Below are 25,098 nucleotides of genomic sequence, written 5' to 3'. Positions count from 1 at the left end.
ATGGCAAAGGGCCAGGCGCAGGTGGACGCGCCGACGCGCCTCACGCCTCCTCGAGGCGATCCGTGGCGGGGGCGGGCGCGCGCGACAGGGCGGTGATGCGGTCGCGCAGCGCGTCGTCCATCTCGAACGCCGCCGCTGCGAGCGAAGGAACCAATTGTTCGGGCGACCGCGCGCTGATGATCGGCGCCGAGACGCCCGGCTGGCGCATCGCCCAAGCCACCGCGAGCGTCGCTGGATCGACGCCCCGTTCGCGGGCCAGCGCGCCGAGTGCCGTCGCCGTCTCGTGCATCCAGTCCTGACCGTAACGTGCGGCGTATCGTTCGTCGCTGCGGATACGCCCCTCGCCGCCATCGGCGTATTTTCCAGTCAGAAGCCCGCCGCCCAGCGGCGAATAGGGCGCGACCGCGATTCCCTGATCCAGCGCCATCGGCAGGAGTTCCACCTCCGCCTGTCGCTTCACGAGGTTATACATCGGTTGCATGATCGCGATTCGGGTACCCAGCGCGGCGGCGACACCCTGCGCCTTCATCACCTGCCACGCGGCGTAGTTGCTGACCCCGAGATGACGCACGGTGCCGTCCGATTGCAGTCGGGCCAGCGTCTCGAACGTCTCCTCCAGCGGCGTGCCGCCATCCCAGCGATGCATGTAGAGGATGTCGATCACGTCGAGGTCCAGCCGGCGGCGGCTTTCGTCGAGCGAATCCAGGATATTCTGCCGCGACGCGCCGCCCCCATATGCCGCCTTGGTGGCGACGACGACGCGGTCGCGCTCGGGGGCGACCATGGCGCCCAGCATCGTCTCGGACGCACCGCCGGTATAGACATGGGCGGTGTCGAAGAAGTTGACGCCGGCGGCGCGGCAGTCGTCGTACATGCCCCGGCTGGCGGTCTCGTCGGCCGTGCCGCCGAACTGCATGGTGCCGAAGCACAGGGACGAAATCGGGGTGCCGTCGAGGCTGGTGAGATCGGTCATATCCGAGTGTTTCCCGAATCCGGCGGATTTGCGAGCCGCGATTTCAGATCTTCGCCCGCGCCGGTGTTCGGGATCGTGGCGTTTGGCGATCCAGCGCCTGCGTGACGGTGCGATACGATCTGACTAGGCTTTCGCGGAAGTGGGCGGCACGCGAACCCGCCCCGCGACCTACCCCGCGATGGAGGACGACATGGCCCACAGCTTCGACCCGCCCGACATCTGGGCGCCCTTCGGCGCATTCTCGCAATCCGTCATCGTCGGGACTGGGCAGACGGTCCTTCTGAAAGGACAGGTGGCGCTCGATGCCTCCGGGCAGATCGTGGGCGAAGGCGATATGGGGCAGCAGGTCCGGCAGGTCCTGCGGAACCTCGCCGACATTCTCGCGCCGATGGGTGGCCGGATGTCGGATATCGTCGCTCTGAACCAGTTCACGACCGACATCTCCGCGTTCATGGCCTGCGGCGAGATCCGGACACAGGTCTTCTCGCCGCCCTATCCGGTCACGACGACACTGGAGGTGGCTGCGCTCTACGATCCGCGCCTGCTCATCGAGATCAACGGCACGGCCGAAATCCCCGCCGCCCGCTTCACGATGCCGGACACCGCGCGCGCCCTCGACGGCTGACGCCCCCCGGAACGCAAGGCGCCCGGCGGAGAACCCGCCGGGCGCCTTGTCCGGATCGCGACCGGATCAGTTCGGGATGTCGCCCTCGATGCCCTCGACATAGAAGTCCATCGTCGCCAGCGCGCCGTCATCGGCCACTTCGCCGTCGGCCAGCCAGACCGAGCCGTCCTGCTTGGTGATCGGGCCGGTGAAGGGGTGGTAGCTGCCGTCGGTGATGGCGGCGATCATGGCTTCGGCCTCGGCCTTCACCTCGGCAGGCACCTCGGAGGTGATCTCGCCGATCACGACCTCGCCCTCGGGCATCCCGCCCCAGGAGGCCGTCTGCTCGTAGCTGCCGTCCATCAGCGCGCCGACCCGCTCGATGTAGTAGGGCGACCAGTCGTCGATGATCGAGGCGATCCGGGGGCTCGGCTTGAAGGCCGCCATGTCGGAGGCCTGGCCGAAGGTGAAGACGCGGCCCCCGTTCTCGTTGGCCTCCTGTGCGGCGGCCTGCGGCGCGGTCGAATCGGTGTGCTGCAGGATGACGTCGACGCCCTGGTCGATCATCGCGCGGGCGGCGTCGGCCTCCTTGGCGGGATCGAACCAGGTATAGGCCCAGGTCACGACCATCTCGACATCGGGGTTCACCTTCTGCGCGTGCAGGAAGCTCGAGTTGATGCCCTGGATGACCTCAGGGATCGGGAAGGACGCGATGTAGCCGATCTTGTTCGTCTCGGTCATGTGGCCCGCGATGGTGCCGATCACGGCGCGGCCCTCGTAGAAGCGCGCGTCATAGGTTGAGACGTTCGGATGGTCGCGCTTGTAGCCGGTGGCGTGCTCGAACTTCACATCGGGGAACTTGGCCGCGACGTTGTTGGTCGGATCCATATAGCCGAAGGACGTGGTGAAGATGATGTCCGCCCCGCCCAGCGCCATCTGGGTGATGACCCGCTCGGCATCGGCGCCCTCGGGGACGCTCTCCTGGTAGACGGTCTCGACCTTGTCGCCGAACTCTTCTTCGAGGGCGAGGCGGCCCTGGTCGTGCTGGAAGGTCCAGCCGCCATCGCCGATCGGGCCGACATAGACGAAGCCGACCTTGACCGGATCGTCCTGGGCGAAGGCCGCGCCGGTCAACGCAAGGCTCATCGCGCCTGCAAGCAGGGTGGTGAATTTCATCGGTATCTCCCCAGTGGTGGCGCGTCCTCTTCAGCGGGACGCGTGGAACGGTTTGCCCAGGTCGGCGGGCGCATCCCCGCCCCTCCCGGCACGGAGCGAAATAAGCACGAGCACGAGGATGGTGACAAGGTAGGGCGCCGCCGACAGAAGCTCGACCGGGATGCGCGCGCCGGCCGTCTGAAGGTTAAGCTGCAACACCGTGATGCCGCCGAACAAATAGGCACCGATCAGAACGCGCGGCGCCCGCCAAGACGCGAAGACCACGATGGCCAGCGCGATCCAGCCCGCCCCCGCCGTCATCCCCTCGGTCCATTGCGGCACGCGCACGAGGCTCAGATATGCGCCGCCAAGGCCCGCGCAGGCGCCCCCGAACGCGATGGCCGCCAAGCGCACGAAGTGGACGGAATAACCCAGAGCATGCGCCGCCTCGTGGCTTTCGCCCACCGCGCGCAGGATCAGGCCCGCGCGGGTGAAGCGGAGGAACGCCCAGACGGCCACGACGAGTGCCACGCTAAGGTAAACGATCGGGTCGTGTCCGAAGAGGACGCGCCCGAAGAACGGCAGATCGCTGAGGGGGCCGAGGTCGATCCGGCCCAGCGAGTTGGCCTTGATGCCGACATAGCCCTGTCCCAGCAGGCTCGACAGGCCGAGGCCGAAGAGTGTCAGGGCAAGCCCCGTGGCGACTTGGTTCGACAGGAGCACTTGCGTCAGGAACCCGAAGAGCAGCGCCATCACCGCCCCCGCGACCGCCGCCACGATGAACCCGAGCCAGGGCGAGCCGGTCTCGATCGCCGCGATGAACCCGCAGACCGCGCCCATGATCATCATCCCCTCGACCCCGAGGTTCAGGACACCGGATTTCTCCACGACCATCTCGCCGAGGGCAGCCAGAAGGATCGGGGTCGCGGCCACCATCAGGGATGCGATCAGGAGCGTGGGGGAGATCGAGGAGAGGTCCATCAGGCGCTTCCATGCCACGTCAGGAGGCAGTGGGCGCACACCACCGCGAACCCCACGGGGACGCCCAGCGCCATCCGCCGGAGCATCCGCCGGTCTGGTCGGTGTGCGGCGAGCCACGTTCGGACGCGGGGCGCGACAAATGCCAGCGACGCCAGCCCCGCCACCACCGCGACATGGGCCGCGACGAATGCGATGCCCGCGTCGGCCATGGGCCCGTGGATCATCAGCGGGATCATTCCGCCCATCGCAAGCCCCATCAGGGGCGCCATCCGCGCATGGTTCATGTCGTCACCCCTGACCCGATCCGCACCCGGAAGTTCGCCAGCACGTCGACGGCCAGCAGGAAGAACAGAAGCATCCCCTGAAACGCCGAGATCGCCGCCGCCGGAAGCCCGAGATTAGTCGCCGCGTTGTCGCCGCCCACATAGGTCAGCGCCATGAGCAGCCCCGCCGCCACGATCCCCAGCGGGTTCAGCCGCCCGAGGAAGGCCACGATAATCGCCGTGAAACCGTAGCCCGAGGCGAAGTCGATGGAGATCTGGCCCGCGGGACCCGTCACCTCGAAGAGCCCGGCGAGACCCGCGAGCAGACCCGACAGACCGAAGCAGATCAGGACCAGCCGTCCCGGATCGACCCCCGCAAAGCGCGCTGCGCGGGGCGCGGCCCCGGTCAGCCGGATCTGAAAGCCCAGAAGGTGACGCGTCAGCATGATATAAGCGAAGATGACCGCGATCAGAGCGGCCACGACGCCCCAATGCGCGCCCGTCCCCGCGATCAGTTCGGGGTTCGCCGCCGCCGCCCACTGGCTGAGGTTGCGCGAGCCCGGAAAGCCCACCGCGTCGGGGTTGCGCAGCCACGACACCGCCGCCGAAGCAAGCAAGTTCTCGGCTACGTAGACCAGCATCAGCGACACGAGGATCTCGTTCGTCCCGAGCCTGACCCTGAGCAGCGCCGGGATCATCGCCCAGGCGAGGCCGCCCAGCGCCCCGCAAACCACCATCAGCGGAAAGATCAGCCAGCTATCGGACGGGTAGAACGCGAGCCCGGCGGCGGCGCCGCAGATCGCGCCGATGATGTATTGCCCCTCGGCCCCGATGTTCCAGACACCCGCCCGGAAGCCCAAGGCGAGGCCCACCGCGATCAGGATCAGCGGCCCGGCCTTCACCAGAAGCTGGCCGCGGAAATACCACGCGAACTCGCCGAAGACGGGGTCCCAGAAGATCGTTCGGATCGCCTCGATCGGGTCTTCGCCGAGGAACGCGAACATCAGCCCGCCCGCGATCATCGTCAGCGCGACGGCAAGGATCGGGGCCGCGGCACCCCAGACGCGCGAGGGCGTCGGCCGGCGCTCCAACCGGATCATCGCGCGAACCCCTCAGGCATGGGCCACCTCGAGGTCATGCGCGCCGCCCAGCATCAGGCCGATCCGTTCCATCGTCAGCTCCGACGTCGGGACCGAGGCACCGAGGCGCCCTTCGTTGAGCGCGGCGAACCGATCCGAAATCTCCAGCAGTTCCTCGAGGTCCTGCGAGATCACGATGACGCCCGCGCCGCCCGCCGCGAGGTCCAGAAGCGCCTGCCGGATGGCGGCGGCCGCACTGGCATCGACGCCCCAGGTCGGCTGGTTGACGACAAGGACGCGCGGGTCCTGCAGGACCTCCCGCCCGATCACGAATTTCTGCAGATTGCCGCCCGACAGCGCGCGCGCCGCGACATGGACGCCCGGCGTTCGCACGTCGAAGCGCTCGACGATGCGGGCCGCGAAATCCCGCGCGCCGCCCCAGTCGAGGAACCCGCGATTGAGCATTCCCTGTCGCGCCGCACCCGTCAGGGCGGCGTTCTCGGTCAGGGTCATGTCGGGTGCCGCGGCATGGCCCAGCCGCTCCTCGGGCGCGGTCAGAAGGCCCGCAGCCCGCCGCGCGTTCGGTCCCTCGCGCGACAGGTCGACGCCTTCCAGCACGACGGTGTTCTCCGCCGTCAACCGCTCGCCCGAGAGCGCGCCCAGCAATTCGTCCTGCCCGTTCCCGGCGACGCCCCCGATGCCCAGCACCTCGCCCGCGCGAAGGGTCACCGCCACGTCCCGGAGCGGCGTTCCGAATTGCGAGGCCGGCGGCAATGTCAGGCCCGTAACCTGCAACAGGTCGACGCCCGGCGCCGCACCGCCCGCTTTCGGGGCCGTCAGCGCCGCACCGACCATTCGCTCGGCCAGTTCGGCCGCCGAGGCGGCGCGCGGGTCGCATTCACCCACCACCTTGCCGCCCCGCAGGATCGTCGCCGCATCGCACAGCGCGCGGATCTCCTCGAGCTTGTGGGAGATATAGAGGATCGCCGTCCCCTCGGCCGAAAGGGTGCGCAGCGTGGAGAACAGGATCTCGACCTCCTGCGGGGTCAGCACGCTGGTCGGCTCGTCCATGATCAGAAGGCGCGGATCCTGCAGAAGGCAGCGCACGATCTCGACCCGCTGGCGCTCGCCCGCCGAAAGATCGCCCACGCGCCGCCCCGGATCGAGCGGCAGGCCGTAGGACTCCGACACCTCGCGGATACGGCGCGCCAGATCGCGCGGCTTCGGCGGGTCCTCCATCCCGAGGGCGACGTTCTCGGCCACCGATAGCGCCTCGAACAGGCTGAAATGCTGGAACACCATCGCCACGCCCGCGGCGCGCGCCGATTTCGGGTCCGGCGGGATGTAGGGTGCGCCGCCCAGCCGCATCGTGCCGGCATCGGGCTTGACCAAACCGTAGATCGTCTTGACCAGCGTCGACTTGCCCGCGCCGTTCTCGCCCAGAAGCGCGTGGACGCCGCCCTCGGCGATGGTGAACGACACGTCGTCATTGGCCACCACGCCGGGATAGGCCTTGGTCAGGCCGTCGAGTTCCAGAAGCGTCGTCAATCCATCGTCCCCACCGGCACCTCTGCGGGCGCGTCGCGCGAGAGTAGGGCCGCGGCGACGCCAACGGCAATCCCTTGCGGGTGCTTGCCCAGCCGCCGGTCACCGATCGGGCAGGCGATACGGTCGATCGCCCGTTCCGCGTGCCCCAGCGCGATGAGCCGCGCCCGAAACCGCGCACGCTTGGTGGCCGAACCGATCACACCGCAACTGGCGAAGCCTCGGCGGAGCGCCGCGTGACAGAGGGCGAGGTCGATCTCGTGGCTGTAGGTGAGGATGACGTGGTCGGCGTCCCGCGGCGCATGGGCCATGGCGGCGGGCATGTCGCGGGCCACCAGCCGGTCGACGCCATCCGGGATCGCCGGGAAACGCTCGGACGCGTCGTCGATCCAGACCACGGACCGGAGCGGCGCCAGGATCGCGACCAGCGCCGCGCCCACATGGCCCGCGCCCCAGACCCAGACCGCGCGGCCCGGCGCGGGCGCCTCCTCGCGCAGCCAGCCGTCATGGAAGCCCGGCCGTCGCGGATCGGGGCGGTCACCCTCGATCCGGCGCGCCCAAGGGAGGTCCGGCACGGTCTCCAACCGCTCGACCACGAGCGTCACCGCCCCGCCGCAGCACTGTCCCAGCGCAGGTCCCAGCGGCACGCGCTCGACCCGCGCGGCCCCCGTCGCCAGCACCCCGCGCGCCACCGCCAGTGCGCGCCATTCCAGGGCGCCGCCGCCGATCGTGCCGTCGAAGCCGTCGGCCCAGACCAGCATCTCCGTGCCCGCACCGCGCGGCACCGAGCCCCGCGCGTCCGCCACAACGACCCGCGCAACCGGGCCATGCGCCTCCAACGCCCACCGCAGCCGCGCGGGATCGAGCGTCACGAGACGGCCCGGACGGCGCCCAGCACACGCTCCGCCGTCGCGGGCGCATCGAGGTCGGGATAGGCCGATCCGCAGGCCCCGACCGCGTCCGACAGCGCCATGAGCACGCTGATCCCGTGCATGAACGGCGGCTCGCCCACGGCCTTCGAGCGGTAGATCGTGTCCTCGCGGTTGGGCGCGTCCCAGAGGTCGACGTTGAAGATCTCCGGCGCGTCCGAGGCGCAGGGGATCTTGTAGGTCGACGGCGCATAGGTCCGGAGGCGACCGCGATCGTCCCAGACCAACTCCTCGGTCGTCAGCCAGCCCGCGCCCTGGATGAAGCCACCCTCGATCTGGCCGATGTCCAGCGCCGGGTTCAACGAGGCCCCCGCGTCGTGCAGGATGTCGGTCCTGAGGATGCGGTTCTCACCCGTCAGCGTGTCGATCACCACCTCCGAACAGGCCGCGCCATAGGCAAAATAGAAGAACGGCCGGCCCTGCCCCGCCGCCCGGTCCCAGGTGATCTCGGGCGTGGCGTAGAAGCCCGTCGACGACAGCGAAACACGCGCGGCATAGACCTTGGCCGCGGCCTCCTCGAAGCCGTACTCGGCACCGCCCACCGTGACCCGGTCGCCCGCGAAGACGACGTCGCCCGGCCTCGCCTGATGCTCGGCGGCCAGCGCCTCGGCCATCCGGTCGCGGATCGTGTCGCAGGCGGCCTTGACCGCCATCCCGTTCAGGTCCGCCCCCGATGAAGCCGCCGTGGCCGAGGTATTGGGCACCTTGCCGGTATCCGTGGCGGTCACCTTCACCCGCGCGGGGTCGCAGCCGAACCGATCGGCAGCGATCTGCGCCACCTTGGAATGGAGCCCCTGCCCCATCTCGGTGCCGCCATGGTTCAGATGGATCGAGCCGTCGGCATAGACATGAACCAGCGCGCCCGCCTGGTTGAGATGCGTCAGCGTGAAGGAAATGCCGAACTTCACGGGCGTGAGCGCGAGGCCCCGCTTCAGGACCGGGTCCGCCGCGTTCCACTCCGCGACCCGCGCCCGCCGGCCAGCATAGTCGCAGCGCGCGGCCAACCGGTCGACGAGAGCGTTCAGGCAGAAATCCGAGACCTCCTGACCGTAATGGGTTCGCCCCGTCTTCCTCTGGCCCGAAATACCTCGGGGGGTCCGGGGGGCTGGCCCCCCGGCTGCGTCACCGGCATCGTCGTAGAAGTTGAGCCGCCGCACCTCGAGCGGATCGCGCCCCGTGGCGTGCGCCACGTGGTCCATCACCCGCTCGATGCCCAGCATTCCCTGCGGCCCGCCGAAGCCCCGGAAGGCGGTCGCCGACTGGGTGTTGGTCCGCAGCCGCCACGAGGTGATCTCCATCGCCGGGATGTCGTAGGCGTTGTCGGCATGCAGCATCGCCCGGTCAGCCACCGGCAGGGATAGGTCCTGCGCCCAGCCGCAGCGCGTCCAGTGCCGGAACCGGACCCCGAGGACGCGGCCCGCGTCATCGTGCCCGACCTCGTAGGCGATGCGGAAATCGTGACGCTTGCCGGTAACGACGAAATCGTCGTCGCGGTCGTAGCGCATCCGGCAGGCGCGGCCGGTGCGCGTGGCGGCGACCGCGCAGGCGATGGCCAGCGCGTTGCCCTGGCTCTCCTTGCCGCCGAACCCGCCGCCCATGCGGCGGACCTCGGACCGGACGGCGTGCATCGGCAGGCCCAGCGCGTCGGCCACCTTGTGCTGGATCTCGGTCGGGTGCTGCGTCGAGGTTAGGACATGCATCTCGCCCGCCTCGGATGGCAGCGCCAGCGCGGCCTGCCCCTCGAGGTAGAAATGCTCCTGCCCGCCCATCTCGATCTCGCCGGTCAGGCGGTGCGGCGCGTCCGAAAGCGCTGCCTCCACGTCGCCATCGGTCCAGATGCGCGGGCCGTCGTCGAACCAGCTTTCGGCGGCGAGCGCGTCCTCGATCGTCAGGAGTGCAGGCGCTTCGGTCACCTCGGCGCGGTGCAGGCGTGCGGCGCGCCGGGCGTTCAGGTGGCTGTCGGCCACCACCATGTAGAGCGGCTGACCGGCATAGTGGATCTCGCCGGTCGAAAGCAGCGGCTCGTCGTGAAGCGAGGGCGAGCAGTCGGGCATCGTCTCGAAATCATCGGCCGAGAAGACGGCGACGACACCCGGCGCGGCCCGCACGGCGTCGAGGTCCAGCGCGTCGAGCGTGCCGCGGGCGTGTTCTGAGAGGCCGAACGCGATGTGCAGGCAGCCCTCGGGCGCGGGGATGTCGTCGGTATAGCGCGCCGCGCCCGTCACATGCAGGCGCGCACTCTCGTGCGGGAGGGGCTTGGCGACGGTCACGGGCGCACCTCCAAGACCGAAGCCGGTGCGCCCGCCATCGCCTGCACCGTGCGCCTGAGCATCCCCTCGGCCGCGGCCAGCCGATAGGTCGCCGAGGCGCGCATGTCGTCGAGCGGCGTAAAATCCTTCCTGAAGGATTTTTGCGCAGCGGCGATTGTGGCGTCGTCGAGCGGGCGGCCTTCCAGGGCGGCCTCGACCGCGGTGGCACGTTTCGGGATGCCGGCCATGCCGCCGAAGGCGATCCGCGCGTCCCGGATCACGCCGTCAGCGACCGGCAGGACGAACGCCCCGCAAACCGCCGAGATGTCCTGGTCGAACCGTTTCGACAGCTTGTGGACATGTAGCACCGGGCCGCTGATGGGGATGGTCACGCGCTCGACGAACTCACCCGGGCGGCGGTCCTGCTTGCCGTAGTCGAGGAAATACGCCTCGAGCGGCATCTCGCGCCGATCGTCGCCCCGGCGCAGATGCAGCACCGCCCCGAGCGCGATCAGCGGCGGCGGGCTGTCTCCGATGGGCGAGCCGTTGGCGATGTTGCCACCCAGTGTCGCCGCGTTGCGGACCTGCACGCTGCCGTAGCGGCGCAGCATCTCGGCGAAGGACGGGTGATGCGGCGCGATCGCATGGCGCAGCGTCTCCATGTCGCACATCGCGCCGACTTCGAGCCCCGCCTCCGTCTGCGTTACCGCTCGCAGATCGTCGCAGCGATTGAGGAAGGCCACCGTGCCGAGGTCGCGGAACTGCTTCGTCACCCAGAGCCCGACATCCGTCGCGCCGGCAACCAGCGTGGCGTCCGGGTTCTCGAGATACCATCCAGCAAGATCGTCGCCGGAAACGGGCGTGAAGGCGGTCGCGTTGTCCGGGCCGGATCCGCGCGTGCCGTGATCGGCCAGCGGACGGGGGGCGCGCGGCGGCGAGGTCGCGGGCACCTCGGGGGGTGTCTCGACCATATGCGCGGGCACCGGCGCGCCCTCGACGTCGCGGGCGGCGCGCAGGATCGGGGCGTAGCCGGTGCAGCGGCAGAGATTGCCCGCGATCTGGTCGGCGTGATCGGTGTCGCCGCGGGCGTGGGCGGCGGCCATCGTCGTGATGAATCCCGGCGTGCAGAACCCGCATTGCGAGCCGTGACGGTCGATCATCGCCTGCTGGACCGGGTGAAGGGTGCCGTCGGGCGCCGCGATCCCCTCGACCGTACGCACGGCGCGCCCATGAAGCTGCGGCAGGAAGAGGATGCAGGCGTTCAGCGCCTTCGGCGTGCCGTCCGGCCCCGTGACGACGACCGAGCAGGCTCCGCAGTCGCCCTCGTTGCAGCCTTCCTTGGTGCCGGTCAAACCGCGCGCGCGCAGCCAGTCGAGCAGCATCGTGGTCGGGTCTTCGGTCGTCGCCGTGACGTCCTCGCCGTTCAGGCGGAAGGTGATCTCCATGGAATGCCCGCCGCGATACCGGTCCGGCCCGGAGCCCCTTCCGATGCGGCGTAGGAAGGGCGGGCCACCGGATTAGACGAGCGGGCGCGCCGCATTGCAAGGGGGGCGCAGCGGCCGGCGTCGAGGGATCGTGAGACCGGGCCTGCTTGATCGCGAGGCTGACGCGTGGTCAGTCTTCATCGATGGCCCTCGTCGATCAGATCCATGACGCGACCGATCACCTGAAGGTCTATCTCCTTGCAGGGACCCTCGTGGCGGTCGGCGTCGATGTGGCGGCCAACGTGTCGGGGTCGATGACAGGCGAGATGATGGTGCCGTCGATGACCGAGATGTCCGCGCCCATGGCGGTCCTGTCGGACCCGCTCGCGCTTGCGGTCAAGGCGATCGGGGGATTGATCGCGCTGGTCGGCGCCGCGCTCTATCTCGGGAACATGTGGTGCGGCTTCGTGGCCCTGCGCGCGCTGCGGTTCCGCTTCGAGGAGCGGGGCGTGATCCTGCAGGCCGGGGGCTGGAGCCTCGCGTTCCTCTACGTCGTCGTGAGCGCGGTGATCGGGCTGGCGGTGAACGCGGTCTATCTGGCGTTGGTGACCTGAGGGCCAAGTGCGGCGCCCACGCGACAGGGCGCGGATTGCGGCTTCACCCCGACGGGCCCACCCCCCATATTCGGACCATGCCCGATCCGCGATTCATCCATCTGCGCCTCCATACCGAGTATTCGCTGCTCGAGGGAGCCGTGCGCCTGAAGCAGCTGCCCGACCTCGTGGCGCGCGCGGACATGCCAGCCGTGGCGGTGACCGACACCAACAACATGTTCGCGGGGCTCGAGGCCGCTACGGCGCTGGCCGGGCGCGGGATCCAGCCGATCATGGGCTGCCAGATCGACGTGATGCACGATCCCGCCGCCCCCGGAGAAAAGCCCCGGAAGCCCGCGCCGATCGTGCTGCTGGCGCAGGACGAGGCCGGGTACGAGGCGCTGATGCGGCTGAACTCCTGCCTCTATCTCGAGCGCCCCGAGATGCTGCCGCAGGTGACCTTCGACGAGCTGACGGCCAATGCGGACGGCCTGATCTGCCTGACGGGCGGGCCCGACGGCGCCGTGGGCCGATTGGTGCGCGACGGGCAGGAGGCCAAGGCCGAGGCCGTGCTGGGCCGGCTGCACGCGATCTTTGGCGACCGGCTCTATGTCGAGCTGCAGCGCCAAACCACGCCCGAGCCGACCGAGCGCTTCCATGTCGAACAGGCATATGCCCGCGGCCTGCCGCTGGTGGCGACCAACGACGTCTATTTCCCCGAACCCGGGATGCACGACGCGCATGACGCCTTCCTCTGCATCGCCGAGGGCGCCTATGTCGACCAGCAGGCGCCGCGCCGGCGGGTCACGCCGCGCCACCACTTCGCGTCGCAGGCCGAGATGGCCGCACTCTTCGCCGACCTTCCGGAAGCGCTGGAGAACACAATCGAGATCGCGAAGCGCTGCGCGTTCAAGGCGTATGGCCGCGATCCGATCCTGCCCAAATTCGCCGATGACGAGGTGCAGGAGCTGCGCCGCCAGTCCGAGGAAGGGCTGCGCGCGCGCCTTGCCGTGATCGAACCCGCGGCATCCGTCGAGGAATACGAGAAGCGCCTCGAATACGAGCTGGGCATCATCGAAGGCATGGGCTTTCCGGGCTATTTCCTGATCGTCGCCGACTTCATCCAGTGGGCCAAGGAACAGGGCATTCCCGTGGGGCCGGGGCGCGGGTCGGGCGCGGGGTCGCTGGTGGCCTACGCGCTGACGATCACCGATCTCGACCCCTTGCGTTACGCGCTCCTCTTCGAGCGATTCCTGAACCCCGAGCGGGTCTCGATGCCCGATTTCGACATCGACTTCTGCATGGACCGCCGCGAGGAGGTGATCGCCTACGTGCAGGAGAAGTACGGCCGCGACCGCGTGGGTCAGATCATCACATTCGGCGCGCTGCTGTCGAAGGCCGCCGTGCGCGATGTGGGCCGGGTGCTGGGGATGCCCTACGGCCAATGCGACCAGCTCTCGAAGATGATCCCGGTCGAGGGCGTGAAGCCCGTCTCGATCACCAAGGCGCTGGCCGACGAGCCGCGGCTGCGCGAGGCTGCCCGCGAGAGTGAGCAGGATCGCCGCGACGGCCGGACGAACCCCGTCAAACGGCTGCTGGACTACGCCGAAAAGCTGGAGGGGCTCTTGCGGAACGCCTCGACCCACGCGGCGGGCGTGGTGATCGGGGACCGGCCGCTGGACGCGCTGGTGCCGCTCTACAAGGATCCGCGCTCGGACATGCCGGCGACGCAGTTCAACATGAAATGGGTCGAGAAGGCGGGGCTGGTGAAGTTCGACTTCCTCGGCCTGAAGACGCTGACGCAGGTGCAGAACGCCGTCGAGTTGATCCGCGCGCAGGGCCGCGACATCCACGTGGCGGCTGACGGGCGCACGCTCTACGCGCCACAGCCGGGCACCGAGAACGACATCAACCTGATCCCGCTCGATGACGCGGCGAGCTATGAGCTCTATGCCTCGGCCAACACGATCGCCGTCTTCCAGGTGGAATCGACGGGCATGATGGATGCGCTGCGGCGCATGAAGCCCACCTGCATCGAGGACATCGTGGCGCTGGTCGCGCTCTACCGGCCCGGCCCGATGGAGAACATTCCGAAATACTGCGAGGTGAAAAACGGCCTGTCGAAGCGCGACACTCTGCATCCGTCCATCGACCACATCCTCGACGAGACGCAGGGCATCATTGTCTACCAGGAACAGGTGATGCAGATCGCGCAGGACATGGCGGGATACTCGCTAGGCGGCGCCGACCTTCTGCGCCGCGCGATGGGCAAGAAGATCCAGGCCGAGATGGACGCCCAGCGGCCACTCTTCCTAGAGGGGGCCAAGACGAACGGTGTCGATCGCGAGAAGGCGATGGAGGTCTGGAACCTCCTCGACAAGTTCGCGAACTACGGCTTCAACAAGTCCCACGCCGCCGCCTATGCCGTCGTCAGCTACCAGACGGCCTGGCTCAAGGCGAACCACCCGGTCGAGTTCATGGCCGGGATCATGAACAGCGACATCCACCTGACCGACAAGCTGGCCGTCTATGCCGAAGAGGTCCGCAAGGCCCGCGACCGCGGCGGGTTGGGCCTCGAGATCATCCCGCCCTGCGTCAATCGCTCCGAGGCGCGGTTCACCGTGCGGGACGGCAAGCTCGTCTATGGCTTGGGGGCGCTCAAGAATGTCGGCGTCGAGGCGATGGGCCTCGTGGTCGAGGGCCGGGGCGAGACGCCGTTCACAACGCTTTACGATCTGGCGCGGCGGGTCGACCTGAAGCGTGTCGGCAAACGCCCCCTCGAGATGCTGGCCCGCGCCGGTGCCTTCGACGAACTCGACCCCAACCGCGCGCGCGTCCTCGAGGCGCTGGACGGCCTCGTCGGCTATTCGGCGGCGATCCACGAGCAGCGCGCCTCGAACCAGGTCTCGCTCTTCGGCGAGGCGGGCGAGGACCTGCCCGAACCCCGCCTGCCCTTCCGCGACGACTGGCTCGCCGCCGAACGGCTGGGCGAGGAATTCAAGGCCATCGGCTTCTACCTCTCGGGCCACCCGCTCGACGACTACATGACGGCGCTCAAGCGGCAGAACGTGATGACCCTCGCCGCGGTCCAATCGAAGCTCGCGAGCGGTGGCGCCATGGTTGCCAAGATCGCGGGCATCGTCTCCGCCCGGCAGGAGCGGAAATCGGCGCGCGGCAACCGTTTCGCGTTCCTGCAGGCCAGCGACCCGACGGGCGGCTACGAGGCGATGGTGTTCTCGGACCTGCTCGACACCGCCCGGGACCACCTGGAACCCGGCTGTCGCGTGATCCTGCAGGTCGAGGCGACGCAAGAGGCCGACCAGCTAAAGCTGCTTGCCCGCGCGGTGACGCCGATGGACGACGCGGTCGATGCCGCGCCGCAGATCGGCCTGCGGATCTTCCTTGAGGATGGGGGCGCGATCCCACCCCTGCGCGGCCTTCTCGACCGGCTGGCGGGCGAGAGCGGCGCGCGTGGACGCGGGCCGCTGCATCTCTGCCTGCTGGGCGATGACCTGCCGGGCGAGGTCGAGCTTCGCCTGCCCGACCTCTACCCGGTCAATCCCAAGGTGAAGGGCGCGCTGAGCTCGCTTCCGGGTGTGGCGATGGTCGAAGAGGTCTGACGACGGCGGCTTGGCCGGATCGCTGTTCGGCCTTCCTTAACCACGGACCGAATTGGGCGCAGGGCATTTACCGATCGTTCAGTCGGCTGCGGCAATCTCGCGGGATTGCAGCGGAGTCCGACATTGCCGATCGTCACCGACTATACATCCATCGTCGCATCGCTGGACGATCCGGTCGCGCGCTGGAACGCCGACGCCCCGACCGGCGTCGGTGTCGTCGTCACCTATTCGATCCTCTCGGACACGAACCTGCCGCCCGTCGCAGATGTCTATTACGGGCCGACCGGCGTGTCGGCCTTCACCGCCGCACAGGCCGACAATTTCCGCGATGCGCTGGCGCTCTACGAATCCCATACCGGCGTCGTTTTCGTCGAGGTCGAGGGCGCGGCAATGCTGTCCGCCTATTCCGCCAGCGGGCTGAGCACCGGCGGCAGCACGGTTTCCGGCTATGCCTTCTACCCCCATGTCACGACCAGCCACATCGCCGAATCCGCCATCGTGATGAACGTCGCGGGCGACTGGGATCCGGGAAGCTGGGGCTTCACGGTTCTGCTCCACGAGCTCGGGCATGTGATGGGTCTGCAGCACACGTTCGATGGGCCCAATGTGCTGGTTGACCATCTCGATGACGACGACCATTCGGTCATGACCTACACCTTCACCGGCCCCCGCCCCCGCGATCTGCGGGATCTGGATATCGCGGCGCTCGACTATCTCTACGGCCCCGGCGCCGGGGATTGGACCGGTACGTGGAACGCCGACGCCCAGCGGGTCGAGGTGACGGGCGGTGCGGGCGACGACACGCTTCTCGTGGCCGACGCGCCGACGCTCCTCGAAGGCGGCGACGGACGGGACCTTTTGATCGGGCGCGCGCGGGGCGACAGCCTCAGCGGCGGCGACGGCGCGGACGTTCTGCGCGGCGGCGCGGGCGCGGACCTCTTGCTGGGTGAGGCGGGGGCAGATCGCCTGGTCGGCGATGCGGGGGTCGACACCCTGCGCGGCGGGGCGGGGAACGACCTCCTCTGGGGCGGCGCGGATGGCGACGAGCTCTACGGCGACCAAGATGCGGACACCCTCCGGGGCGAGGCCGGGGACGATCTCCTCGACGGCGGGGCGGGCACCGACCTCCTGTTCGGCGGCATCGGCAACGACACGCTGTCGGGCGGCGACGGGGCAGACACGCTGAACGGCGGCGACGGGATCGACATCATGGACGGCGGCGATCTCGACGATCTCCTGACCGGCTGGGGAGGCGACGACACGCTGTTCGGCGGCGCCGGCACGGATACGCTCAGCGGCGGCACAGGCGACGATTCCCTTATGGGCGGCGGCGGCAATGACGTCCTGAACGGCGGCGACGGGGCAGACACGCTCCGCGGCGAGGAGGACGACGATGTCCTGTCGGGCTGGGGCGGGCGCGACGTCCTGGTAGGTGGTGCAGGTGAGGACCGGATGTTCGGCGGCGCCGACGACGACCGTCTCTACGGCAACGGCGCGCGCGACGTCATGCATGGCGGCGCGGGCGACGACTGGCTGTCCGGCGGCGCGGGAAACGACCGGATGTTCGGCGACTGGGGCAACGACACGCTGACCGGCGGCGACTGGAACGACACGATCGGCGGCGGCGACGGTGACGACTACATCCTCGGCGACGATGGCAACGATTTGCTGGTCGGTGGCAATGGGGTGGATACCCTCGTGGGCGGCGCGGGGGCCGACACGCTTCAGGCCTGGGGCGACGGCGGCCTCTTGGCGGGCGGACCGGGAACGGATGTGCTGATCGGCGGCGGCGGCGACGACGCGCTGTGGGGCGGTCTCGACCGGGACCGGTTCGTCTTCACCGGTGGGCGCGACACCCTCGCGGACTGGGCCGATGGCGAGGAGATCACGATCCGGCCCGACGCATTCGGCTTGGGCGGTTTGACGCAAGCGGAGGTGCTGGCCGCGGCGACGGTCGGGCTCGAGGGCATCGCCTTCACCTTCGCGCCGGGCCACACGCTGTCGGTGACAACCGATGCCGGGCTGACCGCGATCCTCGACGACATCGTCCTGGCCTAGCCGGCACGCCGCCGCTTGACCCTTCGGGCCGCGACCGGAAGGCTGCGCCCATGCTCGACCCGGCCGCCTTTCTTGACGACCTCGACACCCTGCGCGGGATCGGTCGGCGCGGCACCGGCGTCGTCCGCCGGGCCTTCGACCCTGACGACATCCGTGCGCGCCGAAGGCTGGCCGATCGCTTCGCCGCCGCCGGGCTCGATCCGGTCATCGACCCCGCGGGGAACGTCTGGGGATGCGGTGGGCCGATCCTGATCGGCAGCCATACCGACACGCAGCCGGAGGGCGGCTGGCTCGACGGATCGCTTGGCGTGATCGCCGGGCTGGCCGTCGCGCGGGCGCGGCCCGGTGCGGTCTCGGTCGTCTCGTTCCAGGACGAAGAGGGGCGGTTCGGCGCGACCACCGGCTCCGAGATCTGGTCCGGTGCGCTGTCTCTCGACGCCGCCGACGCCCTGACCGACCTCGACGGCACGACCTTCGGCGCAGCCCGTTGCGCGCTACCTTCGACCGGATCGGCGCCCGACCCGGCCCGCTTCCGCACCTATCTCGAGCCGCATATCGAGCAAGGCCCGGTCCTCGATGCCGCGGGCGAGGCGGTCGGCATCGTCACCGCCATCGTCGGGCTGCGGCAGGTGACCGTCACGATGGAGGGCCGCCAGAACCATGCGGGCACCACGCCGATGCATCTGCGGGCGGATGCGCTGCGCGGGTTCGGCATGGCGCAGGACGCCATCGCCACCGCCCTCGAAGACGTGGTGACGCCCGACAGCGTCTGGACCATCGGCCATGTCGCGCTGCACCCGAACGCCCCGTCGATCGTGCCGGGCCGCGTCCGGTTCACCGTGCAATGGCGCGACGCCTCGGCGGCACGGCTGGAGCGGATGGAGACCGCGATCCGCCGGGCGCTGGAGGATGCGGCGCGGGCCTCGGTCCTTCGGATCGACATCTCGGATACCACGGCCCTGCCCCCTGCGCCGATGGACAGCACCCTGCAGGACGTGCTCGCCCGCGCCGCGGAACGGGAAGCGCCGGGACGCTGGCGCCGCATGCCCTCGGGCGCGTTGCACGATGCGACGAACGTGGCCCGAGTGCTGCCGGTGGCGATGCTCTTTGCGCCGTCGATCGGCGGGATCAGCCATGCCTTCGACGAAGACACGGATCGCGACGACCTCGTGACGATGCTCCGCGTGCTGGACCGCGCGGTGGGCGAACTTACCTAGATCGGCAGCGCGGTCGTGTCCTTGATGTCCTCCATCACGAAACTGGCGGACACGTCCGCAATCGGAACCCGCGCGATCAGCGCCTTGTAGAACCGGTCGTAATCCGAGACGTCCCGCACCTTGATGCGCAGCACGTAATCGAGCTCGCCGGTCATGCGGTGCGCGCCCTGAATCTCGGGCATGGCGGCGACAACGGCGCGAAAGCGGTCCAGCCAGTCCGGGTCGTGCGCGCCGACCCGGATCATCACGAGAACCGATAGCCCGAGATCGAGCTTCGTGGCGTCGAGCTGGGCGACGCGCGACCGAATGACGCCGGCCGCCTCGAGCTTGCGGACGCGGCGCCAGCAGGCGTTGCGCGACAGCGCGACGCGCTCGGCCAGCAGATCGAGCGACTGGGCGGCGTCGGACTGAAGCTGCCGCAGGATACGGCGGTCTGTCTCGTCTATGATATCTGCCATTGTTGGGATATTATCGTGACATGCTCGGACAGAACAATCACATTTGGGACGGATTCAGCATCGCGGCGCTCCATACTGCGTCAAACAGGAGAGCCACATGACCCAGATCGCCCAGTTCGTCCGCGCCTTCCATGATCACCCGGCTTCGGTCGACGAGACCTATTTCGGTCACATGCGCTTTGCCTTCGGATTTGCGGGCATGCTCTTCCTCGCGGGCGGGGCGGCACTGATCCATGCGATCATCCCACCGCTTTGCGAGACGACGGCCAGCCGCCTGATCCGGCGGATGCATGCGCGGATCGACAACCGGCACTGAGCGTCAGGTCCAGGACACCTCGCCCAGGAAGATGTAGCCGGCCCCGTAGATCGTCTTGATCAGGGCCGGATCCTTCGGATCTTCGCCCAGCTTGGCACGCAGCCGCGAGATGCGCACGTCCATCGCCCGATCGAAGCTGTCGCCCGCCGCGCCGCCCAGCGCTTCCTGCATCTCGGCGCGGGTCAGGAGGCGGCGGGGACGGTCGAGGAACAAGCGCAGGATCTCGGCCTCGGCCTGGCTGATGGGCCGCTCGCCCTCGGGGCCCGTCAACACGAACCGGTCGAAGTCGGCGGTGAAGGGCCCGAAGGCGGCGACGCGGGCCTGCGTGGGGGCCGGGGCCTTGCGCAACCGCGCACGAATGCGGGCCACGATCTCGGCGGGTTCGAACGGCTTGACGACGTAATCGTCGGCTCCGAGTTCCAGCCCGGTGATCCGGTCCTGCACCTGTCCCCGGCCCGAGATGATGATGATGACCGCCCCGCCCTCGAGCGCCAACCGCGAGACGACGGCCAGCCCGTCGCGATCCGGCAGGCCCAGATCGACGAGGCAGACATCGGGCGTCGACTGCCGGAGCGCCGCCTCGAATGCATCGGCGCGCGCATAGCTGCGCACCTCCATTCCGGCCTCGGCGATTGCCTCCGAGAGCAGCGCGCGGACCTGCGGGTCGTCGTCGAGGATGGCGATGCGGGGCGTCACGCCAGCACCGCCGAAAGCTTCTCGACGGAGAAGGGTTTGCGCAGGACGGGCCAGTCGGCCGCCGCCTCGCGGTAGAGCGGCGCGTCGGGCGGCAGCGAGGTCATCAGCGCCACCGGCAGGCCGCGGCGCGCGGCGTATCGCGCAAGGTCGAGCCCGTTGAGATGGGTCTTCAGCATGATGTCCGAAAGCACGAGGCCGATGCCATCGATATCCATCAGCCCTTCCGCCTCGACCACGCCAGAGGCCTCGAGCACGGCATGGCCGGCGGCCACGAGCCGATCGCGCACGGCTTCGCGGATATGGCTCGCGTCCTCGACAAGAAGGATCATCGTCGGAGCGAGGCCCGGCGGCGGCTGGCGCAGGGGCAGGCGCAGCGTGACGGTCGCGCCGCCGTCGGACGCGGCACCCAGGCGCGTGCGCCCGCCCGCGAGCTTGACCACGTCGTAGACCATCGAGAGGCCGAGGCCGGTGCCATCCTCGCCCTTCTCGGTGAAGAACGGCTCGAGCCCCCGCTCCAACGCCTGCGGGCTGAAGCCGGGGCCGGTATCGGCGACCTCGATCTCGATCCAGGTACGCTGGACCGCGCGCGCCGTCACGGTGATGCGCCCTTCCTTTGCGCCGATGGCGTCGCGGGCATTCAGAATGAGGTTCAGCACCGCGTCGCGCAGCGCATCCGGGTCGAGGAGGACCGGCGCGTCCAGCCCCTCGACCGTCCAGTCGAGCGTGACCGAGCCCGGCAGGGACGCGCCACCGAGCAGCGCCATTTCCGAGAGGAAGGCGCGCAGGTCGGTCGCGCGCGGCGCGAGGTCGCGGGGGCCCGAGAGCCCCGCAATCTGGTCGATCAGGACGCCGCCCCGCGTGGCGGCAAGTCCGATGGCCTGTACCGCCTCGGCCGCGCCATCGGGCAGGTCCATGCGCGCGAGCTTGTCCTTGAGCCCCAGGATCACGGTCAGCAGGTTCGCGAAATCATGGGCCATCCCACTGGTCAGTTGCGCGGCCACCTGCCGGCCCGCCGATTGGGAGACCGCCGCGCGGGCCTGCGCCTCCTCGGTGATGTCGACCGACAGGGCGTAGACACCGACGACCGACCCATCGGCCAGTTCGGGGGTGAAGCTGACGCGGATGCGACGGCTCGACGCCTCGTGGGTGATCTCGAAGACCGACGGCTCGCCCGCCAGCGCGCGCTCCAGATGCGGGGCGGTGCGGGCGTAGGTCTGGGGGCCCAACGCCTCCTCCATGGTCAGGCCGACGATGTCCGAGCGGGCACCGGGCATCACCGCGCCAAGCCTGCGGTTCGAGAAGGTGTAGCGCCGATCGCGGTCCAGCCGAGCGATATGCGCGGGCAGCATCTCGGTCGTCAGGCGGATGCGCGCGGCCATCTCCGTCGCCTCGCGGCGGGCTTCCGTCAGGGCGGCGTTGGTCGCGGCGAGCTGGCGGTTGGCCTGCCCCAGCTCCTCGGCGCGGACGAGCAGTTGTTCGGACAACACCTCCGAGCGGGAGCGGAGCAGCCGTTCCTGCGACTTGATCGCGGTGATGTCCGTATAGACCGTAACCCAGCCGCCTTGCGGCAGGGGCGAGCCTTCGACCGAGATGACCATGCCGCCAGGCCGCGTCCGTTCGAGGTAATGCGGCTCGAAGGCGCGGGCCTGGGCCACGCGGTCGCCGACGAAGCCGTCGACATCGTCCACCGGCCCGTACTCGCCCCGCTCCACCAGAAAGCGGATCGTGTCGGCGAAGGGCGTGCCGGGTCGTGTCAGCGCGTCGGGCAGGTCGAACATGTCGGCATACATCCGGTTCGACACGGCCAGCCGCAGCTCGCCGTCATAAATCGAGAGCGCCTGCCCGATCAGGTTCAGCCCGGCCTGCGTGAGGCGGGCGGTGGTCGCGTTGCGGTCGGTCATGGCACCCCCCGCCCGAACGGTATCACGCGGCCGGGCGGCGGCAAGGCGAGTGACCCGGCAACCGTGCTGTTACAATTCGTTGGGATTGGGAAACATCGGTGAAGGAATCCTCCGGCAGGGTCGCCGTCGGAGCCGTCCGCCCGGGGAGGGGCGCGGCCCGGGGAGGACGCCATGGCCGACACGCTTCGCACGATTCCGGACTTCATGGATCGGAACGCCGACCGGTTCGGCGCGTCCGCTGCCTACCGCGAGAAGGAATTCGGGATTTGGCAGGAGTGGACCTGGACCGATGCCCGGACCGAGATCGAGGAGATGGCGCTGGGCCTGATCGCGCGCGGGATCGAGATCGGCGAGCATGTCGCCGTCATCGGACGCAACCGCCCCCAGCTCTACATGGCGATGGTCGCGGCCCAATGCGCGGGCGCGATTCCGGTGCCGCTCTACCAGGATGCCGTTGGTGAGGAGATCGCCTACGTGCTCGGGCATTGCTCGGCCAAGTTCGTGATCGCCGCCGATCAGGAGCAGGTCGACAAGGTCGAGGAGGTGCGCGACCGGATCGAGGGCCTGCGTCACATCATCTATCTCGACGGCCGGGGCCTGCGGAAATACGACCACTCGGTGATGTCCTCGATGGCGGACCTCCGCAAGAAGGGCCGCGCCGCCGACCGCGCCGAGATGGACCGCCGCCGCGACCAGCAGACAGGCGAGACGACCTGCGTGATGCTCTATACCTCGGGGACGACGGGCAAGCCCAAGGGCGTCGTGCTCAGCCACGACAACATCGTGGCCACGTCCAGGGCGTCGTCCGAGTTCGACGGACTGCGGCAGACGGACGAGGTTCTGGCCTATCTTCCGATGGCCTGGGTCGGGGATTTCATCTTCTCGATCGGGCAGGCCATGGTGACGGGCTTCTGCGTCAACTGCCCCGAAAGCGCGGACACCGTGATGCACGACCTGCGCGAGATCGGGCCGACCTACTATTTTGCCCCGCCCCGCGTGTTCGAGACGCAGCTGACCAACGTGATGATCCGGATGGAGGACGCGAGCCCCCTGAAGAAGCGCATGTTCGACCGCGCGATGGCCCACGCCAAGATTGTTGGCCCGAAGCTTCTGGATGGCGAGCCGGTGGGGTTCATGGACCGGCTGAAATACAAGCTGAGCGAGTTGACGGTGTTCGGGCCGCTGAAGAACACGCTGGGGCTCAGCCGCGTGCGCGTCGGCTACACCGCGGGCGAGGCGATCGGGCCGGAACTGTTCGATTTCTACCGGTCCATCGGGATCAACCTCAAACAGCTCTACGGCCAGACCGAAGCCAGCGTGTTCATCACCCAGCAGAAGGACAACGAGGTCCGCTCGGATACGGTGGGCACGCCGACGCCGGGCGTGGAGCTGAAGATCGCCGAGAGCGGCGAGGTCTTCTACCGCTCGCCCGGCTCGTTCCGCGAGTATTTCAAGAACCCCGAGAGCACTGCCTCGACCAAGGATGCCGAGGGCTGGGTCGCCACCGGCGATGCCGGCTTCATCGAGGAGGGCACAGGTCACCTGCGGATCATCGACCGCGCCAAGGACGTGGGAAAGATGGCGGACGGTGCGCTGTTTGCGCCCAAATTCGTCGAGAACAAGCTCAAGTTCTTCCCCGAGGTTTACGAGGCGGTCGTGTTCGGCAACGGCAAGACCCGCTGCGTCGCCTTCCTCAACATCGACCTGACGGCGGTCGGCAATTGGGCCGAGCGCAACAACATCGCCTATGCCAGCTACCAGGAGCTGGCCCAGCATCCTCGCGTGATCGAGATCATGCGCGGCCACGTGAACGCGGTGAACGCGAGCGTCGCCGAGGATGAAATGCTCGCCGGTTGCCAGGTCGCGCGGTTCCTCGTCCTCCACAAGCAGCTCGACGCCGATGACGACGAGCTGACCCGCACCCAGAAGGTCCGCCGCCGCATCATCGAGGAGAAATACGCCGACCTGATCGAAGGTCTCTACGGCGACGCCGACGAGGTCTACACCGAGACGGAGGTTACCTACGAGGACGGCCGCAAGGGCAAGATCCGCGCCACGGTCAAGATGTGCGACGCCAAGGTCGTGCCGGTCGAGGCGAAGACGCTGGAGGCGGCGGAGTGAGGGATCTCTCTCCGACCTTGAGGCTGGTCATCGGGGCGGGCTGGATCGTCATGTCGGTGATCTTCCTCGTGGCCGTCGACGGCCTTCTGCCGCGGCTCGTGGCGGGCTACTTCGTCGCGGCAGCCATCGCGCTTCAGGTCTTCGGCCCGCGGCTGATCCTCCTCATGCCCATAGGCCTCATGGGGGCGGGGATCGGCTATCTGTCGACCTTCGTCAGGAGCGTGGGATGACGGTGCTTCGCCCGAGACTGCGCCGCGGCCGGCGATCCCGGAGGACACTGGCGGTCCTGTCGCCGCTCCTGGCCGCGCTGGCCACCCCCGCCGCCGCCGACATCGCGACCGAATGGCGCGACCTGCAGGCGCGGTGCGGGGCGGCGGTGGTGCGGGGGGCGGCGCTGGATTTGTCGGGCCTGCGCGAGCGCGCGCCCGACGTCGCCTACAACCGCCGCGTCACCGACGGCACGCGCAGCTACGTCGCACCGGGCGTGGCCACCGTGGGCGGCCGCCTCGTGCCGCGCATCTTCGAGGCGCCGGACGGCGCGCTCCGCATGCGGCTGATCGAGCACCGGACCCGCCCCGGCACCCGCGCCATCTGCGAGATCACCGCGCGCCGGACCCTGACCCGCGCCGAGGCCGACGCCCTGCTGGCGGCGTTCCGGGACATGCGCGCCTCTGGCCTGGCCGTCGGCGGGTGGGAGGCGCGCGCGCTGCGCTCGGACGCCACCGTCACGCGCGAGGGCATGGTCACGACCGAGCCGAACGCCCGCGGCTGCCCCGTGATCGCGCAGATGACCCTGCGCGCCGGAGAGGGGCAGATCCGCTCCTCGGTGAGCGAGATGGCCGGGGCGCCCGGGTGCGGCGGCCCCTCCCTCCTGGAGCGGACGCCGCGACGCATCCCCGGAGAAGACACGTGAACG

At 69.2% G+C, this 25,098-nt stretch carries 21 protein-coding genes; 9 read left to right on the top strand and 12 right to left on the bottom strand.

Annotated features, from left to right (window positions below):
* Positions 1-40 precede the first annotated feature (40 nt).
* Positions 41-973, bottom strand: coding sequence for an aldo/keto reductase (locus tag Q0833_RS01060; RefSeq protein WP_298429330.1), 933 nt, complete (start codon positions 971-973; stop codon positions 41-43).
* A gap of 190 nt (positions 974-1,163) precedes the next feature.
* On the opposite strand from Q0833_RS01060, the gene Q0833_RS01055 reads away from it, so the two are divergent.
* Complete coding sequence (locus tag Q0833_RS01055) at positions 1,164-1,598, top strand: RidA family protein (protein ID WP_298429327.1); 435 nt, start codon at positions 1,164-1,166, stop codon at positions 1,596-1,598.
* A 66-nt stretch (positions 1,599-1,664) separates the two neighbouring features.
* Here Q0833_RS01055 and Q0833_RS01050 read toward each other — a convergent pair whose 3' ends face one another.
* Genes Q0833_RS01050 through xdhA form a run of 8 tightly spaced genes read right to left on the bottom strand, consistent with a single transcriptional unit; the run spans position 1,665 to position 11,223 of the window.
* Entirely contained in the window at positions 1,665-2,753 is a 1,089-nt protein-coding gene (locus tag Q0833_RS01050) for a BMP family ABC transporter substrate-binding protein (RefSeq protein ID WP_298429325.1), read from the bottom strand.
* A gap of 30 nt (positions 2,754-2,783) precedes the next feature.
* Positions 2,784-3,713: an ABC transporter permease gene (locus tag Q0833_RS01045; RefSeq protein ID WP_298434901.1), complete on the bottom strand. Its 930-nt coding sequence runs from the start codon at positions 3,711-3,713 to the stop codon at positions 2,784-2,786.
* Positions 3,713-3,997 (bottom strand): hypothetical protein, encoded by a 285-nt coding sequence (locus tag Q0833_RS01040; protein ID WP_298429322.1) that lies wholly within the window; start codon positions 3,995-3,997, stop codon positions 3,713-3,715. The genes Q0833_RS01045 and Q0833_RS01040 overlap by 1 nt, the downstream gene beginning before the upstream one ends.
* Entirely contained in the window at positions 3,994-5,076 is a 1,083-nt protein-coding gene (locus Q0833_RS01035; RefSeq protein WP_298429319.1) for an ABC transporter permease, read from the bottom strand. Before Q0833_RS01035 ends, Q0833_RS01040 begins: the two co-directional genes overlap by 4 nt.
* A 12-nt stretch (positions 5,077-5,088) precedes the next feature.
* Positions 5,089-6,603, bottom strand: a complete 1,515-nt coding sequence (locus Q0833_RS01030; protein WP_298429316.1) for an ABC transporter ATP-binding protein — start codon at positions 6,601-6,603, stop codon at positions 5,089-5,091.
* Positions 6,600-7,472: a xanthine dehydrogenase accessory protein XdhC gene (xdhC, locus tag Q0833_RS01025; RefSeq protein WP_298429313.1), complete on the bottom strand. Its 873-nt coding sequence runs from the start codon at positions 7,470-7,472 to the stop codon at positions 6,600-6,602. Before xdhC ends, Q0833_RS01030 begins: the two co-directional genes overlap by 4 nt.
* A complete protein-coding gene (xdhB, locus tag Q0833_RS01020) occupies positions 7,469-9,799 on the bottom strand; it encodes a xanthine dehydrogenase molybdopterin binding subunit (RefSeq protein WP_298429310.1) in 2,331 nt (776 codons plus the stop codon). Before xdhB ends, xdhC begins: the two co-directional genes overlap by 4 nt.
* Positions 9,796-11,223: a xanthine dehydrogenase small subunit gene (gene xdhA, locus Q0833_RS01015; protein ID WP_298429307.1), complete on the bottom strand. Its 1,428-nt coding sequence runs from the start codon at positions 11,221-11,223 to the stop codon at positions 9,796-9,798. The genes xdhB and xdhA overlap by 4 nt, the downstream gene beginning before the upstream one ends.
* Positions 11,224-11,405: 182 nt before the next feature.
* On the opposite strand from xdhA, the gene Q0833_RS01010 reads away from it, so the two are divergent.
* The 4 genes from Q0833_RS01010 (at position 11,406) to Q0833_RS00995 (ending at position 18,690) form a co-directional block, all read left to right on the top strand.
* Positions 11,406-11,816, top strand: coding sequence for a hypothetical protein (locus tag Q0833_RS01010; protein WP_298429304.1), 411 nt, complete (start codon positions 11,406-11,408; stop codon positions 11,814-11,816).
* 77 nt (positions 11,817-11,893) lie between these two features.
* Positions 11,894-15,415 (top strand): DNA polymerase III subunit alpha, encoded by a 3,522-nt coding sequence (dnaE, locus tag Q0833_RS01005; RefSeq protein WP_298429301.1) that lies wholly within the window; start codon positions 11,894-11,896, stop codon positions 15,413-15,415.
* A gap of 123 nt (positions 15,416-15,538) precedes the next feature.
* The gene (locus tag Q0833_RS01000) at positions 15,539-17,473 is read left to right on the top strand and encodes a M43 family zinc metalloprotease (protein ID WP_298429298.1); all 1,935 of its coding nucleotides are present in this window, start codon (positions 15,539-15,541) and stop codon (positions 17,471-17,473) included.
* A 50-nt stretch (positions 17,474-17,523) separates the two neighbouring features.
* Complete coding sequence (locus Q0833_RS00995; RefSeq protein WP_298429295.1) at positions 17,524-18,690, top strand: hydantoinase/carbamoylase family amidase; 1,167 nt, start codon at positions 17,524-17,526, stop codon at positions 18,688-18,690.
* On the opposite strand, the gene Q0833_RS00990 is transcribed toward Q0833_RS00995, so the two are convergent.
* Entirely contained in the window at positions 18,687-19,148 is a 462-nt protein-coding gene (locus Q0833_RS00990) for an Lrp/AsnC family transcriptional regulator (RefSeq protein ID WP_298429292.1), read from the bottom strand. The genes Q0833_RS00995 and Q0833_RS00990 overlap by 4 nt on opposite strands.
* A 97-nt stretch (positions 19,149-19,245) precedes the next feature.
* Between Q0833_RS00990 and Q0833_RS00985 the strand changes: the two genes are divergently transcribed.
* The gene (locus tag Q0833_RS00985) at positions 19,246-19,464 is read left to right on the top strand and encodes a DUF6356 family protein (protein WP_298429289.1); all 219 of its coding nucleotides are present in this window, start codon (positions 19,246-19,248) and stop codon (positions 19,462-19,464) included.
* Between the two features lie 3 nt (positions 19,465-19,467).
* Here the strand turns inward: Q0833_RS00985 and Q0833_RS00980 are convergent, their stop codons facing one another.
* Entirely contained in the window at positions 19,468-20,160 is a 693-nt protein-coding gene (locus tag Q0833_RS00980) for a response regulator transcription factor (RefSeq protein WP_298429286.1), read from the bottom strand.
* Positions 20,157-22,061 carry a PAS-domain containing protein gene (locus tag Q0833_RS00975; RefSeq protein WP_298429283.1) on the bottom strand — a complete coding sequence of 635 codons (1,905 nt, stop codon included), beginning with the start codon at positions 22,059-22,061 and terminating at the stop codon, positions 20,157-20,159. The genes Q0833_RS00980 and Q0833_RS00975 overlap by 4 nt, the downstream gene beginning before the upstream one ends.
* A 171-nt stretch (positions 22,062-22,232) precedes the next feature.
* On the opposite strand from Q0833_RS00975, the gene Q0833_RS00970 reads away from it, so the two are divergent.
* From Q0833_RS00970 to Q0833_RS00960, 3 genes are read left to right on the top strand one after another with little or no spacing between them, the layout of a single operon-like run.
* A complete protein-coding gene (locus tag Q0833_RS00970; protein WP_298429280.1) occupies positions 22,233-24,182 on the top strand; it encodes an AMP-binding protein in 1,950 nt (649 codons plus the stop codon).
* Positions 24,179-24,412: a hypothetical protein gene (locus Q0833_RS00965; protein WP_298429277.1), complete on the top strand. Its 234-nt coding sequence runs from the start codon at positions 24,179-24,181 to the stop codon at positions 24,410-24,412. Before Q0833_RS00970 ends, Q0833_RS00965 begins: the two co-directional genes overlap by 4 nt.
* Positions 24,409-25,095 (top strand): hypothetical protein, encoded by a 687-nt coding sequence (locus Q0833_RS00960; protein ID WP_298429274.1) that lies wholly within the window; start codon positions 24,409-24,411, stop codon positions 25,093-25,095. The genes Q0833_RS00965 and Q0833_RS00960 overlap by 4 nt, the downstream gene beginning before the upstream one ends.
* Positions 25,096-25,098 lie beyond the last annotated feature (3 nt).

Origin of the sequence: uncultured Jannaschia sp., from assembly GCF_947503795.1 — a bacterium.
Classification (GTDB): domain Bacteria; phylum Pseudomonadota; class Alphaproteobacteria; order Rhodobacterales; family Rhodobacteraceae; genus Jannaschia.
The sequence above is the reverse complement of the archived record's forward strand: the minus strand, read 5'-3'. Positions and strand labels throughout refer to the sequence as shown.